This window comes from Spirochaeta thermophila DSM 6192 (assembly GCF_000147075.1).
In the GTDB taxonomy this organism is placed as follows: Bacteria; Spirochaetota; Spirochaetia; order Winmispirales; family Winmispiraceae; genus Winmispira; species Winmispira thermophila_A.
This window is the reverse complement of record NC_014484.1, coordinates 844335-859049: the sequence shown is the minus strand read 5'-3', so window position 1 is coordinate 859049 and position 14715 is coordinate 844335. Positions and strand designations below refer to the sequence as shown.

At 60.3% G+C, this 14715-nt stretch carries 16 protein-coding genes; 11 read left to right on the top strand and 5 right to left on the bottom strand.

Translation table 11 applies throughout. The features are described 5' to 3' along the window. The first annotated feature begins 68 nt into the window (after window positions 1-68). The 8 genes from STHERM_RS03805 to tsaB all read left to right on the top strand — a co-directional run bounded on the left by STHERM_RS03805 (window position 69) and on the right by tsaB (window position 6744). The gene (locus tag STHERM_RS03805; RefSeq protein ID WP_013313565.1) at window positions 69-917 is read left to right on the top strand and encodes a flagellin; all 849 of its coding nucleotides are present in this window, start codon (window positions 69-71) and stop codon (window positions 915-917) included. Between the two features lie 66 nt (window positions 918-983). Further along, window positions 984-1313, top strand: a complete 330-nt coding sequence (locus STHERM_RS03800) for a flagellar protein FlaG (RefSeq protein WP_013313564.1) — start codon at window positions 984-986, stop codon at window positions 1311-1313. Between the two features lie 24 nt (window positions 1314-1337). Beyond that, window positions 1338-3353 carry a flagellar filament capping protein FliD gene (fliD, locus tag STHERM_RS03795; protein ID WP_013313563.1) on the top strand — a complete coding sequence of 672 codons (2016 nt, stop codon included), beginning with the start codon at window positions 1338-1340 and terminating at the stop codon, window positions 3351-3353. Between the two features lie 9 nt (window positions 3354-3362). Then, the gene (locus tag STHERM_RS03790; protein ID WP_013313562.1) at window positions 3363-4241 is read left to right on the top strand and encodes a hypothetical protein; all 879 of its coding nucleotides are present in this window, start codon (window positions 3363-3365) and stop codon (window positions 4239-4241) included. 5 nt (window positions 4242-4246) lie between these two features. Continuing rightward, window positions 4247-5356: a PilZ domain-containing protein gene (locus STHERM_RS03785; RefSeq protein WP_013313561.1), complete on the top strand. Its 1110-nt coding sequence runs from the start codon at window positions 4247-4249 to the stop codon at window positions 5354-5356. 31 nt (window positions 5357-5387) lie between these two features. After that, window positions 5388-5654 (top strand): hypothetical protein, encoded by a 267-nt coding sequence (locus STHERM_RS03780; protein ID WP_013313560.1) that lies wholly within the window; start codon window positions 5388-5390, stop codon window positions 5652-5654. After that, window positions 5651-6073 carry a tRNA (adenosine(37)-N6)-threonylcarbamoyltransferase complex ATPase subunit type 1 TsaE gene (gene tsaE / locus STHERM_RS03775; protein ID WP_071650330.1) on the top strand — a complete coding sequence of 141 codons (423 nt, stop codon included), beginning with the start codon at window positions 5651-5653 and terminating at the stop codon, window positions 6071-6073. The genes STHERM_RS03780 and tsaE overlap by 4 nt, the downstream gene beginning before the upstream one ends. Further along, entirely contained in the window at window positions 6070-6744 is a 675-nt protein-coding gene (gene tsaB, locus STHERM_RS03770; protein WP_013313558.1) for a tRNA (adenosine(37)-N6)-threonylcarbamoyltransferase complex dimerization subunit type 1 TsaB, read from the top strand. Before tsaE ends, tsaB begins: the two co-directional genes overlap by 4 nt. Here tsaB and csrA read toward each other — a convergent pair. From csrA to STHERM_RS03745, 5 genes are read right to left on the bottom strand one after another with little or no spacing between them, the layout of a single operon-like run. Next, entirely contained in the window at window positions 6741-6974 is a 234-nt protein-coding gene (gene csrA, locus STHERM_RS03765; RefSeq protein ID WP_013313557.1) for a carbon storage regulator CsrA, read from the bottom strand. The genes tsaB and csrA overlap by 4 nt on opposite strands. Then, the gene (fliW, locus tag STHERM_RS03760; protein ID WP_148223863.1) at window positions 6974-7426 is read right to left on the bottom strand and encodes a flagellar assembly protein FliW; all 453 of its coding nucleotides are present in this window, start codon (window positions 7424-7426) and stop codon (window positions 6974-6976) included. Before fliW ends, csrA begins: the two co-directional genes overlap by 1 nt. A 2-nt stretch (window positions 7427-7428) precedes the next feature. Next, window positions 7429-8676, bottom strand: coding sequence for a flagellar hook-associated protein 3 (locus tag STHERM_RS03755; RefSeq protein ID WP_013313555.1), 1248 nt, complete (start codon window positions 8674-8676; stop codon window positions 7429-7431). Window positions 8677-8686: 10 nt separating this feature from the next. Next, entirely contained in the window at window positions 8687-10561 is a 1875-nt protein-coding gene (gene flgK / locus STHERM_RS03750; RefSeq protein WP_013313554.1) for a flagellar hook-associated protein FlgK, read from the bottom strand. Between the two features lie 10 nt (window positions 10562-10571). Next, window positions 10572-11063: a hypothetical protein gene (locus STHERM_RS03745; RefSeq protein WP_013313553.1), complete on the bottom strand. Its 492-nt coding sequence runs from the start codon at window positions 11061-11063 to the stop codon at window positions 10572-10574. Window positions 11064-11235: 172 nt separating this feature from the next. On the opposite strand from STHERM_RS03745, the gene trxB reads away from it, so the two are divergent. The 3 genes from trxB to STHERM_RS03730 are packed head-to-tail and all read left to right on the top strand — an operon-like array spanning window position 11236 to window position 14694. Continuing rightward, window positions 11236-12186, top strand: coding sequence for a thioredoxin-disulfide reductase (trxB, locus tag STHERM_RS03740; protein WP_013313551.1), 951 nt, complete (start codon window positions 11236-11238; stop codon window positions 12184-12186). Beyond that, the gene (locus STHERM_RS03735; protein WP_013313550.1) at window positions 12179-13861 is read left to right on the top strand and encodes a glycoside hydrolase family 3 protein; all 1683 of its coding nucleotides are present in this window, start codon (window positions 12179-12181) and stop codon (window positions 13859-13861) included. The genes trxB and STHERM_RS03735 overlap by 8 nt, the downstream gene beginning before the upstream one ends. Then, entirely contained in the window at window positions 13861-14694 is an 834-nt protein-coding gene (locus STHERM_RS03730; RefSeq protein WP_013313549.1) for a GNAT family N-acetyltransferase, read from the top strand. Before STHERM_RS03735 ends, STHERM_RS03730 begins: the two co-directional genes overlap by 1 nt. Window positions 14695-14715 lie beyond the last annotated feature (21 nt).

The window sequence follows — 14715 nt, the reverse complement described above, 5'->3', positions numbered from 1 at the left end:
CGGACGGTACGTCCGGGGGAAAGGCAGGGATCGCCTTTCCAGAAGTCTCTCTATACAGGGAGGGTCACATGATCATAAACCACAACATGAGCGCCCTGTACGCGAACAGGACGCTCGCCGAACGGGACACGGCGATCACCAAGAACATCGAGAAGCTGTCCTCCGGTCTCAGAATCACCCGGGCAGCCGACGATGCAGCGGGGCTCGCCATCTCCGAGAAGATGCGTTCCCAGATCCGCGGTCTCAACCAGGCGGCCCGGAACATCCAGGACGCAGTCTCCTTCATCCAGACCACCGAGGGATACCTCCAGGAGACCCAGGACATCCTCCACAGGCTCAGGGAACTCTCGGTCCAGGCCGCGAACGGGATCTACAGCGACGAGGACCGGCTACAGATCCAGGTTGAGGTGTCCCAGCTGGTGGACGAGATCAACAGGATCGCATCCCACGCCCAGTTCAACGGGATGAACCTGCTCACCGGTGGATTCGCGCCCAACGGTCCCAGGAGCCTCACCATCCAGGTGGGTGCCAACATGGATCAGCAGGAGCGGATCTACATCGGAACCATGACCGCAGAAGCCCTTCTCGGCGGTCAGAACGCGGGTGCAGGGGCCCTCGTCTCCATCTCGACTCCCGAGGACGCGAACAGGACCATCGGTCAGGTCGATACCGCCCTGAGGATCGTCTCCAAACAGAGAGCGGACCTCGGTGCGTATCAGAACAGGTTCGAGATGGCCTGGAAGGGCGTCTCCGTGGCGGCGGAGAACATCCAGGCGGCCGAGTCCCGGATCCGCGATGTGGACATGGCATCGGAGATGGTGGAGTACGTGAAAAACCAGATCCTTACCCAGGCCAACACAGCGATGCTCGCTCAGGCCAACATGAAGACTCAGTCTGTGCTCCAGTTGCTGGGGTAAGGCATCCTCTTTTGAGGAAGGGGGGAGGAACGCATCGCGCGATCCTCTCCCCTCTAGGAGGATCACATGAGGATCGACGGAGTATGGGGGGGGAACCAGCAACAGCAGGACTATGAGACACACCGACAGGCGAACGATATATCCTCATCCCACGAGACATCCGGCACGGCGAGGGAAGCCCTCAGAAAGGAGACATTCAGTCCCCCGACACGACTCCCCTCTCTCTTCAATAGACGTCTCAAGTACATGATAGATCCAGAAGTGCATCAGGTAATCGTAAAGGTGATCGACAGGGAAACCGAAAAGGTGATAAAGGAGCTCCCGCCAGAAGCATTGCAGCGTCTTCACAGACGCATACGAGAGGCAGTGGCTCTTCTGGTAGACGAGCAGGTATAGGGGGGAGAATGGAGGGGGCCTCGCATGTCCGACATCTCAATTCCCGGTGTCACGAGTAAATACAACACAGAAGAACTCGTCGGCAAGCTCGTCGAGGCGAAAAAGGTTCCCCTCACCCGAATGGAGGACACCCTCGCCTCTTACAGGAAACAGCAGGAAGCCTGGCAGGAAATAGCCACCCTCACCTCCAAGGTGAGGGAAAGTGCAAAGCGCCTCTACGGATTCGAGAATCCCTTCCAGGAAAAGATTGCAGAGAGCTCCGACGAACGAGTGCTCACCGCCTCCACCACCAGAGAGGCCCTGGAGGGGACGCACAGGATCGAGGTCACCCGTCTCGCCGCAGCGGACCGCTTCCTCTCCGATCCCGTGTCCGAGGAGTACACCGTCCCGGAGGGGACCTATACCTTCCGCATAGGGGAGGAGGAGGTCAGCTTCTCGTTTTCCGGCGGCAGTATCGAGGACTTCATCGCCCGTCTCAACCGGCGGGGGGAGGGACTCCTCAAGGCGAGCATCGTACGACAGTCCCCCACACAGGAGGTCCTCCTCCTCGAATCGCTCAAGACAGGCAAGGACGCCGCGCTCGCCTTCGAAGGCGCGGCGAGGGAACTCGCCGTGGAGCTCGGCCTCATCGAGCCCGTGCCCGTCACCTCGTTCGAGGCCCGATTCGACGAGGCCCATATCGCCTCCTGGGAGACCCCTCTGGAGGAATCCGGCCACAGGATCGTGGACTCCACCCTCGTCCTCCCTCCGGGGAGTTCGCTTCAGCTTCCCGTCTCGCCTCCCGTCAAGGTGACCCCCCGGATGGTCCTCGAGGTCACGTTGGACGTGAGGGAACTCGAGGAACCGCCTCAACCCACCCCCCCTCCCGGCCCTTCCCTCCCAGGCACGGAAGGCGTGACACTGGACGGCGTCTCGGTGGAGGGAGCTCCTTCAGAGGTCCCCTTGCCCCAATGGACTCCACCTCCGACCCCTCCCCGCGTAGACGACGATCAGGTACTCTTCGCCATGAAGAACGGGAGAACGGTACCCCTCACACCCCTCGACCGGGGACCGTTTCCCAAGACGATCACCATTCCTCTCTCGTCCCTTGTGGACGGTCTGGACGCGATCGCATTGCGGAACAGGAACACCCACAAGGAGATCACGATCTCATCCCTCCGCATCTACGATCCCTCTGTGCGGGCGGATTTCATCCCGAAACATCCCGTGAGCCAGGCCCAGGACGCCGAGCTCCTCCTCGACGGCATCCCCCTCACCCGACCCACGAACGACATCGAGGACGCGATTCCCGGGACGACCCTCCATCTTCACGACACGAGTGATCGCACGGTGAACCTCTCCATCCGCCCCGACAAGGAGACCATCAAGGACACCATCATCTCGTTCGTCGGACAATACAACAGGCTCATGGCCTATCTGAACATATACACCCAGGGTGACGAACAGGTGATCTCCGAGATAGGGTATTTCACCGACGAAGAGCGGGAAGGGGCGAAGGAGAAGCTGGGGATCTTCCGGGGCGACATGACGCTCACTCAGCTCAGGAACAAGCTCCAGACCATCATGATGAATCCGTATGAGACGAGGGATCCCTCCGTCCGGCTCCTCGCCCAGATAGGAATCTCCACCAATGCCACGAGGGGAGGCCCGTTCGACCGCACCAAGCTGCGGGGCTATCTCGAGATCGACGAAAAGGTCCTGGACGCCGCCCTTGAGAAGGACATCCTCGTGATCAAGGATCTCTTCGGGAGGGACAGCGACGGGGACCTCGTGGTCGATACAGGAGCGGCCTTTCTCACGGAGGAGACCCTGAAGCAGTACGGGAGCACGGGGGGGGTGTACGACATACGTCTCAACACCTTGAAGACAAAGATAAACGCCACGAACAAAGAGATCGAAGACTACAAGGAATACCTTCAGGACTACGAGGTGGAACTCCGAAGGAAGTATGGTATGATGGAGGGGATGCTGGAGACGCTCGAAAAGAATTCCCAGGAGATCGAAAACTTCTCCCGGTCCCTTTCGAATCAGAACAGATAGGGGGAACACATGGAGCTCGTCATCAACCAGAAGAAAGTGGACATCGCGCTCGAACACGAGCAAACGCTCGGGGAAGTCTTCTCAGGAGTGGAGGAGTGGCTCAACAAGGCGGGTCTCTTCATCACCGAAGCCCGACTCAACGGAGAGGCCGCGATCCCTCTCGAAGAGCGGAACGAGTGGGAACGCCTTCCCCTTGATCAGGTGAAGATGCTGGAGATCACCGCCTATACTCCGCAGGAGTTCAGGGCCTATACCCTCTCGACATTGAGAGAATACCTCCTCGTCATGAAATCGCTCGTGGAGAAGGAGGACTACGCGAACCTCCGCCTCCTCGCCGAAGACTTCTTCTCCCTGCGGGAACACCTCTCCTATCTCCTCCCTGAGATCTTTCCCGCAGAAGGCCCATCCCCCCTCGAGAAGGCCCTCAAGACCTCTTCCCTCCTCACGAACACATCCCTCTCCTCCGAGAGCAAGGAGGAGATACTCGGACTCGTCTCCGCACTGCTCGTCCTCATCGAGGACAGGATAGAAGAACTCCTCTCTCCCCTCGATCACCTGAGGAAGACGGCCCAGGCGCTCTCCTCCGAACTCGAGCGCCTCTCCGAGGTTTCCATACTCCTCCAGACGGGGAAGGCGGTGGAGGCGCGGGACATCGTCCTGAGATTCAGCGAATACCTCCAGAGGATCATACGGCTGCTCGGGAACCTCGACAGGGACACCCGGGAACAGTGGGAAGGCCTTCCCGCTCTGGCCCAGGAGATAAACGGATTCCTCACCGAGGTCACGCAGGCCTACGAGGATCAGGACTACGTCCTCGTGGGAGACCTCTTCGAGTACGAGATCATACCGAGGATGCGACGGTTTCTCACATTCCTGCTGGACAGGTGAGCGAGATGCCGCTCCTTCGCTACGAGTTCCAGTTCTTCACCGAGACCGACCCCACCACGAATCTCATCATGATCCTCGTCCTCATCGGTGCCGTACTCCTCACCGTGGTGGTGGGAAAGCTCACCTCTCAACGGAGCGGAGGGGGGGCGAGAAGCCTCTCGGGACTCGGCACCTTCTCCTTCCGGCGGTCGGCCAGGAAGATCGGTCTCACCCGACACTATATCCGCCTTCTCGAGGGACTGGTGAAGAAGTACCGTGTATCCAATCCCGAACGCGTACTCCACAACAGCCCCGTGCTCGACAACATCCTCAGGCGGGAGATGGCCGAGATAGAGGAATCGAGACTCCCCGATGCTGAGAAGGACCTCAGGAAGCACCATCTGTTTCTCATCAAACAGGTGATCGAGGCCAATAGCCCCAGGAGGGGGACCCTCGGGTCAACCAGACATCTGAAACCCGGGGAAGAGGTCAAGCTCTACCTCCCTCATAGCCGGAGGCTCTACCTCTCCGAGGTGGCGGAGAACACCCCCACCTATCTGGGGATACGAGCTCCTCTGGACGAACAGGGAAAGCTCGTGAAACTCCCACCCGGAAGCCGGGTCCACCTCAGCTTCGTACGCTACGGCACCCAGCTGTTTTCCGCCCCTGCCACCGTCCGCCACGTGAGCACCCGCTCCTCCATCCCGATCCTCTACATCGATCACCTCTCCCGGGTGCCACAGGTGTTGAAACGACGACACAAGAGGATCGAATTCAACGCGCCCACCTACTTCTACAAGGTCCAGATCGTGGAGGGAACGGGACGGAGACGGGAGGCGGTCGTCAATACCGGACAGCGATACAACGGAACCATCATCGACCTCTCGGCCGGCGGCTGCGGAGTGAGGACCTACTATCCCCTCCCCCCCGGCTCCCTCCTCAGGCTCGACTTCAGGACCGACCTGGGGGAACCCATCTCCGCGTACGGGAAAGTGCGGGGAGTCACCACCGAGAGGGGGAAGGGGACGATCATGCATGTGATGTTCACCAGCATGTCTCGTCACCATCTGAACGAACTCCGGGAGATCATCTACGACATGCGTCCCGGGCTCAGCATCTCTCCTCCCGGATATTGACTCCCACCTGCTTTTGCGCTACCCTCTCAAGATGAAACTCATTTCCGTGGAAGACATTAAGGAAAAGGATCACCCACTCGACTACCGTAAGACCTACACCGCGAGGGCGGTGTTCCAGTCGGTGGTGTACGGGAAAGAAGAGATCCCGATATCGTTCCACATCGAATACACCCCCCTGGGAGAACCGAGGATAGAGGTACAGCTCCATGAGCATCCGAGGAGCGGGGAAGTCTTGGGTGCCGTGAAGGCACTCAAGTCGCACATCAAGGCCTTGAGGGAACAAGGAGTCCTCTCCTGAACGAATACCTCTCTCGCGGACCGGAGGAAACCGAGGCGGTGGGGCGGAGGATCGCTTCACGCATCACTGCTCCGGTGGTGGTGGCGCTCTATGCGCCCCTGGGAGGGGGCAAGACGACACTCATGAGAGGTCTGGCCCGCGGGTGGGGATACGACGGCCCCGTGACAAGCCCGAGCTATACCATAGTCACGGTCTACGAGGGTGAGGTCCCCATCTATCACATCGATGCGTACCGGATCGCCTCCGAGGAGGATCTCATCTACCTGGGGCTGGAAGACATCCTCTACGGGGATGGTATCGCCGTGATCGAGTGGGCCGAGAAGGTGAAGACCCTTCTCCCCGAACGACACGTCTCGATCACCATAGAGGTAGTGGACGCATCCAGAAGGAAGATCACCGTGAAGGAAGAAGGGCGATGAACATCCTCTGCATAGACACCTCCACGGAACTGCTCTCGGTCGTGGCATCCTCTGGCAAAGCCCACATCTCTCTCCACGTGGATCGGGGATTGGTACATGCCGAACAGTTGCTCCTCACTATCCACAGGGTGTGCACGCTTCTCCACACGTCGCTGAGCAGGATGGATCTCCTCGCCTGCTGTGCAGGACCAGGCTCGTTCACCGGACTGCGCATCGGCCTGGCCACCATGAAGGGCCTCTCCGTGAGCCTCGGGATCCCCTTCGTACTCGTGCCCACCCTCGACGCATACGCCCTCCCCTACCGGGGAGAGGAGTATCCGGTGCTCCCGGTGATCGATGGGAGGAAACAGCGCTACTACACCGCCCTCTACCTCGAGGGTACACGCAGGACGGAATATCTCGACCTCACCCTCGGGGAACTCTCCGAACTCATCGCCCCTTACCCCAGAGTCTCCTTGGCCGGACCTCACGCACAGAGATGCAAGGCCGCCTGGTTCCCCGAGGACCAGAAGGTGCAGGTCGCACCTCGGTTCCGGGAAGCCCTCGACGGAGAGGCCCTCTCCCTCGCCCGATCGATCTATGAGGAGCAGGGAGGTGCTCCTCCTTCTGCTCAACCTCTCTATCTCCGGCTCAGTGAGGCGGAGATAGGGATCACGCGAAGAGCAGATTAAGGCGCGTCGTCGCCCAGGAGATCATCGAGGGAGGGAATCTCCCTGGAGACGCTCAGAGCCGAACGGTTCTCCTCCTGGATGGCACGATACACCTCTTCCCGGTAGATCTTGATCTGAGGTGGGGCGGAGATCCCGATCTTCACCTGGTCTCCGCGGATATCCACCACGCGGACCTCTATATTGTCTGCGATGATGATGCTCTCGTTCTTCTTCCTGCTCAAGACCAGCATTATCTCTTCCTCAGGGCCGCAAGCTCTTCCAGGATCCTGTGTTTGACATGCCACCTGTCGTCGGTACTGATCACCTGAGCGGCCCGACGCGTCTTCCTGTTGACGAGCAGGGGGCCTTGCAGGTTGGCCGTCATCTCCCTCTGGTTCTCGGGAATCGTGACGATCGCGAAGATCAGGAGGTCCTCCTGCCGTTCCAGCCCAAGCGCCTCGAGATCGGAAGGAAGGGGTGCAGGATCGTAATCGGGTCTGAAGACGCGAGGATCTATCACCACGAAGGCCACCTGGGGGTCCTCGAGAGACTGAAGCCAGTAGAAGGGAGGCTGATGCGAGTCGAGAAGGGCGTACCGGGTGAGGTGCTCGAACCCGAAGAGCCCGTTCACAAAGGTGAGGATCTGTCGTTCGTCAACGGTCAGTGGCCCATATGGGCGCGTGTCAATCGTCACCGTCCCCATCGTCACCTCAGAAAATCGAGAAGTGTAGGCGGTAGAATACGCGCAGCCGTCGAGAGGGCCGCCTTGTGCGTGTATTCCAGTCGCTTGAGCTCGATGATGGCCTCGGAAACATCGAGATCCACCCGCTTCGCATAGAGTTCCGTCACATCCGGGATCTCCTCCTGATTGTGAGCATAGGCGAATCTGAGCCTCGTCCCCCGCGCGCCTATCTCACCCATCTTCCCCACGAGGGCGGAGAGGGCCTCATCGATCATACCGAGTCCCCTTCCTCCCAAGGCCTCCTGATCGCCCACCATCATGGCATCCCTCACACGCATCACCACGTCGAAGAGGGAACCACCTCCGTGGACAGCGGAGGCCGCAATGTTGCCGGGCGGACGGTGAACATCCGGAGGAGCGATGATCCCGAGATCCTGGAGTACGCTCCCTTCCCCGTCTTCCATCCACAACTGGTGAGGTACCGTCGTCTCCAGGATGAGGGAGTGGTTCACCGGATCTATCCTCGCCCTCACGGGAGCGGCTGAATCGTTTATCTTCTGCACGATGGAATAGAGGGTATCACCTTCGGTCACGTCGATACGCACTCCATCTATAGAAAAATATCCGGCTTCTCCCACCCTGTAGTCAAGCGCGTCGATGGTGGCATACACCTGCTGTTGCTGGGCCCCGAATACGAAGTTTCCCGAGAAACCGGTGGTGATGAAGGCACCCTCCGCGATCTCTGTCTGCTTTTCCGTGATATCCCCGATGTATTCGACACCCGTGATGAGCAGATCGTCGGCCCCGGGGACGTTCCCGCGTACCACCCGGAACGGCTCCCCCCTCGTCCGCGCCCCTCCGAAGAGGAACCGCCCTTCGGGGCCACGGGCATTCGCGATCTGGACGAGCTGCTCGAGGAGTTCATCGACTTCCTTCCCCATGGCCTTGAGGTCCTCTGGGGTGTAGGTCCCGTGTGCCGCCTGTACCGTGAGCTCCCTGATCCGCTGGACGATCTCCACCCCTTCCTTGAGATGGCCTTCCACCACATTGTAGTAGTCCTGCACGTACGCTATGTTCTCCCCGTAACGTGTGAGGCGCGTGAGGAAGGAGTCATAACGCACCGCGTGGGCCGCCCCCACGGGGTCGTCCCTCAGGTCCTGGATCCTCGTCTGGGAGGACATACGGTTCTGTACCCTGTAGAGGGCCCGTTCCCGCTTCTGGAGGTGGTAGACCATGTCGTCATTGGGCATGTTGGTACTGATCCGATTCATCTACGCCTCCTCACACCGCCATCCTGTTGATGAGCAGATCCAGCATCGAATTGAACGTGGTGATGAAACGCGCACTCGCCGCGTATCCGTGCTGGAACTTGATCATCTGGGCGAGCTCCTCGTCTATGTTCACTCCCGAGATACTCTCCCTGAGATCCTTGAGATCTTTCATGATGAGCTTCTGGGTCTCGTCCGCTATCTGGGCCTGCTGTCCTTTGAGGCCTATCTCCGAGACGGCCTCTGCGAAGTAGTCGTCGAAGGTCATGAGTCTGCCTATCATCACCGGTTCGGTCCTGAGGTTCGCGACGGCGAGGGCGGCCGATCCATCACCCGGAGGCGCGGGCCTCCCCTCCTGTCCGAAGCCCGCCGCCACACTCGCCGGATCCCGCTCCACCTCCGGGTTGAGTACCACCCAGCCCGAAGGATGTGCGAAAGGCGCCACCCCGTACTCCGCACCGCCCCTCAGGGTGAGCACCCCGTCCACGGTCTCCCAATCGTAGGCGTTCTCGGGACCGCTGCCCGCGAGGATCCCCGCATAGCCGGAAAGGAACTGTCCGGAATCCTCCACGTGGCGTATCACGAAATCGGGGAACGCCACATCTTCACTCGGGGTTGCCTTGAGGACGAGCCTCCCCAGACGATCGAACGAGGCGCTCACCTCTGCTCCCGAGGTATTGATGCGGTTCACGATATCCTGGACCGTATCAGTGGGATAATAGGCGATCTGGACATCCTCCTCGGCCCCCGAGAGGGTGATGACCCCCTCTATACCCACCTGGGCGTTGGGATCGAGTGGGTTCGTGCCGTGGATACGGAAGAGATAGGTGGAGTCGAACTCTCCATCGCCGTTGCGATCGTAGTTCCCCACCGCGTTGAGGACGGCCGGATGCTCCACGAAGAAATCGACTCCAGTCTGTCCGTTGAGCCCATATGCGTTCCTGTGGACCTCGTTCACGAGGTTCACCAGATTCACGGTCATGGTATCGAGCTTCTGTATCTCCCCCCTCACGTCACCGTCCCGGAGCTCGAGGAGGGCGGCGAGCTTGCCCCCTTCGAGGCGGACCTCTTCCGTACTCCCCTCCCAGAGCACGGCACTGAATCCCTCGTTCTGGGGCCTGGGGTCGAGGGCGAAGGGATGATACACCTTCCCCTGGACGAGATGTCGTCCCCCCACATGGATGGTGAACTCGTCCGGATCACGTGTGTCCACGGTGACGTTGATGAGCTTCGCGAGCTTCTCCACCAAGAGGTCCCTCCGATCCATGAGATCGTTGGGATTGTCACCCATGGCCTTCACCTTCACGATCTGTTCGTTGAGGTGGGCGATCCGGGCGATGTAGTCGTTCACCTCCTTCACCGTCGCCTGTACGTCCTCTTCGATCATCTTTCGTATGCTCGAGAGTGCGCGATACCGTTCGTGTATTCCGTCCACCAGGGCCTTCGCATTCTCTATCACGGCGTGCCGGGCCGCCATCTCGTCCGGATGGATCGAGAGTTCCTGCCACGCATCCCAGAAGGCGTCGAGGAGACTCCGTACCGAGACATCGGAAGGCTCGTTGTAGGTCTTCTCCACCATGAGGAGGTAGGAGTTCCTCGTCTCCCAGTACCCGCCCACATTGGTCTGGGCCACGATACGGCCTTCGAGTATTTCATCCCGTATGCGTTCGATCGACTGTATGGAAACCCCCTGCCCTATCTGTCCCGGTGTCTCCTCCCGATTGAGTCCGGGCATGTAGAGGGGATCCATGGCCTCGAGGTTCACCCGCTGTCTCGAATAGCCTTCCACGGAGGCATTGCTCATGTTGTGACCCACGGTAGCGAGCCCCTGTGTGTGCGCGAGGAGCCCACGCTTCCCTATCTCTATGCTCATGAACGTAGAGTGCATTTCCTTCCTCCTAAAGCCGCGTATCTATGAGGAGAGAGGACTCGCCCTGGGACCTCCTCCCGTCCTTGCCGTATCCCCCCAGGAACCGGTCGGGAAAGAGCTCCCTGAGGCAGGCGTACACCGTTGCATAGGAGGCTTCGGCATACCTGGCGATCACCTCACCAAGGCCGCGTACCCTGAGCAATCGTTCCCGCAGACGCCCGGCCACATCCGCTATGCCCTGCGCCACAGGCGGATCGATGTATCTGAGGGCCGTCCGGAGGGGCGTGTCGGGCGCGAGTTCGAGCTCGCTGAGGAGCTCCGCATAGACACGCATCCTGTCCTCTTCGAGCATCTGGAGGGCCTGGCTCTTCTGGACGAGCGCCGTTACCTTTTCTTCAACCCCGACCCACTCCCTCTCGAAGAGTGCATTCCTCAGCTCCTCCTGTAGATGGGGCATCTCATCCAACACTCTCACCATCTGCTCGAGCGTCCGCTCCATGATATGGGCCAGGACTACCATACGCGGCTCCTTTGGGAAGGTCTCCCTCTTAATCATCGGATGACCCTCTGGAAATGATTATCGGAAATATCACCCTTCGGTTGCCCACTGCGGGAGACTGTGGTAGAGTAAGATTGACGGGATACGATAGTATCTATATCTTAATATATATGAAATTTTTTATGGAGGAATCATGACACCCGACCGCGATGTGATCATCGTAGGCGCAGGTCCCGCAGGGCTTGCCGCAGCTCAGTACGCCGCCCGTGCAGCCCTCGATACCCTGGTGATAGAGCAGATGGCACCAGGCGGGCAGGCGCTCATCATCGACACCCTGGAGAACTATCCAGGATTCCCGGAACCCATCTCGGGCTTCGAGCTCGCCCAACGTTTCGAGACCCAGGCGAGGAACTTCGGCGCTTCCTTCCTCAACGCCACGGTGAAACGAATCTCCAAAAAGGAGAAGGTGTTCGAGGTCGAGACGACGAAGGGGGTGCTCACCTCCTACGCGGTGATCCTCGCCTCGGGAGCCGCACATAGGAAGCTGGGGATCCCGGGAGAAAAGGAGTATACCGGTCGAGGGGTCTCCTACTGCGCCACCTGCGACGGTCCCTTCTTCAAGGGGAAGCGGATGCTCGTGGTCGGAGGAGGAGACGCCGCGTGCGACGAGGCGATGTACCTCTCCAAGCTCACGGACAAGATCGTCCACATCCACAGACGCGATCGGTTCAGAGCGCAGAAGGCCTTGGCACAGAGGGTGCTCAACAATCCTCACATCGAGGTGCGGTTCAATACCGTGGCGGTGGAGATAAGGGGTGAGGAAGTGAACGGGGTGAAGAAGGTCTCCTCCGTGCTCCTCAAACGCGTGGATACGGGAGAGACATACGAGGAACCCATCGATGCGGTCTTCATCTTCATCGGCTCCGATCCCCAGACCGGCTTCGTCGAGGGAGTGGAGAAGGACGAATCCGGATACATCATCACGAATCAGGAGATGATGAGCTCCATTCCCGGTCTCTTCGCGGCCGGCGATGTCCGCAACACCCCCTTCCGTCAGATCGTGGTGGGTGCGGGGGAAGGGGCGGTCGCAGCCCACTGTGCAGCGAAGTACATCGACGAACTCAAAGGGGAAGCCTATGAGTAGAGGGGGACACGCCCCCCTACTTTCCCTTCTCCTCCTCCCATGGATGCTGCCGGCCGGTCCCGCTTCGTTCTGGGACCTCACGGAGGAGGAGATCCCTTCCTTCCTCGAAGCCATGTCCGACGAGGAGACGATCAGCCAGGTCTTCCTCATAGGGTACGAGGGCGAGACCCCCGACCCCCGGATCCTGCAGTGGATCGAGCGCTACAACCTGGGCGGCATCAAGATCTTCGGGAGGAACGCCGAGCGCCTCCTCCCGGTGGTGAGGAGTGTGGCGGCCTACCAGGAAAAGGCGCTCGCTCACCGTTCCGGCATCCCCCTCCTCGTCGCCACCGACCAGGAGGGCGGATGGGTCCGCCACATAAAGGGGGAGACCGTAGAGACTCCCGGGAACATGGCCATCGGCGCGACCCGCCTCCCCTACGAGGCCTATCAGACCGGCCTCCTCATCGGAAAGGAATTGAGGGCCCTGGGGATCACCATGAACTTCGCCCCCACGGTGGACGTGTACGTCAATCCCGAAGCCCACGTGATAGGGCCCAGATCCTTTGGATCGGATCCCCGGCTGGTCGCCACGCTTGCGCTCTCCTTCTACCATGGGAGCCTGGACGCCGGGGTGATCCCGGTGGCCAAACACTTCCCGGGACACGGGAACGCCCGCGGGGACTCCCACGGCGAGCTCCCCGTGGTGGAAGACGACCTGGCCACCCTCTGGGAGAGGGACTGGCTCCCCTATCGGATCCTCATCAGGGAGGGGTTGCCCGCCGTCATGGTAGGACACCTCAACTTTCCTCTTCTCTCCAAAAACGACCTGCCCGCCACCCTCTCCCCCCGCGTGATCTCTCTCCTCAGGGAGAAACTCGGCTTCCAGGGACTCGTCATCACGGACGACCTCTACATGATGGGGGCCCGCGTCGCGGGGGAGGACATCCCACATATCGTGGTAGAGGCTCTCTCGGCCGGCAACGACATGGTCCTCTTGTCGAGGCCTCCCCATCCGGGAGACCCGGTCTGGGAGGCCGTGCTGTCGAGATATCGGAACGATCCCGAGTTCAGGAAACGAATACAGACCTCCGTGAGGAGGATCATCACGCTCAAGATCCGATATCTGAAGGCCATGGGGCCAAAAGGCCTCATCCCCTCCGAGGAGACCCTGCGGGAGGTCTTCCCCGACGAGGAAACCGCGGAGGCGTTCGGGGAACAGGCCCTCAGGGCCGTCACCATGATACGAAACGGGAAGGTGCCGCTCTCCCCTGGAGGCGATGCACGCGTACTCCTCGTGGGGCAACACACCAGGTTCCTCTCCATCGGGAAGGAATACTTCCCCCGCGCGGACACCTTCCAGTTTTCCTATCTCCCCTTCTATTTTGCCTCCGAACAGGTGAAGACTCGACTCTCCCGTCTCGTCCAGCAGTATGATCTGGTCATCTACTGTCTCATGAACCCCAACAGTCTCGAGGTCCTCGCCTCGCTCGAAGAATGGGCGCCACGAATCGCGGTGCTCTCCACCCTCACACCGGTGTACCTCGCCGAGGTCCCCTGGGTGGACACAGCGGTGGCCATATACGGCACGAGCGAGGAGTGTTACCGGGGTGGCTTCCTCGCCCTCATGGGCAAACTCACCCCCGCCGGGACACTCCCCATCTCCCTCACCCCCCCCTCCGGAGCACCTCCCTGATGTCCGTCGTTCCACTGGATCTCAGGGACGAGACGCTCAGACGATGGGTCACGGACATCCTCACCCAACGGGAGTGGGAGTGTGTGTACCTATCCTCCCGCACCCTCGTCGAGGCCGAAGCGACCCCAGGACGCCGCCTCTGGGGCATCTTCCGAGGAAGGAGGCTCGGAGGTGTCATTCTCCTCGATCACGGAAGCCTCTTTCCCTACCTGCCGGAGGTCGAGTGCCTCGAGCCGGAGGAGGAGGCCGCACTCCGAAGCCACATCCGGCGAGAGGGGAACCGCTGTCTCGGCCTCCTCTCCGAAGTAGAGAAGCTGCTTCCGCTCTTCGCCTCTCCTCCCGAGGTGCTCAGGGAATACGACCTCATGCTTCGAACCCGCACATCGCCTCCTCCGGAACCCGCCGTCCCTCTCGTCATACGACCGGCTCTCGCCTCCGACATACCCGCCCTCTACCAGCTCCAAGAAGGATACGAGAAAGAGGAAGTCCTCTACGATCCCCGTCTCTTCTCCCCGCTCCACTGTTTCGCCACCATACGCCACCTCCTGCGGGATCAGCTCCTCTACCTGGCCTGTACAGGAGACACCATCGTGGCCAAGGCCGGCACCAATGCCCGAGGACTCACCGTGGACCAGGTAGGAGGGGTCTACACCCTTCCCGCATGGCGGGGAAAGCGGATAGCCCAGGCATTGGTTCACACCATTTCGCGGACGAGTGAAACTTTAGGGAAAAAAGTGTGTTTATTTGTTCGAAAGGGGCATACCATCGCCCGGCACGCCTATGAAAAGGTGGGATTCGAGGTGGTAGGCGAATTTGGTATCGCATACTTCTAGAATCGAGCGGGAGTCCAAGAG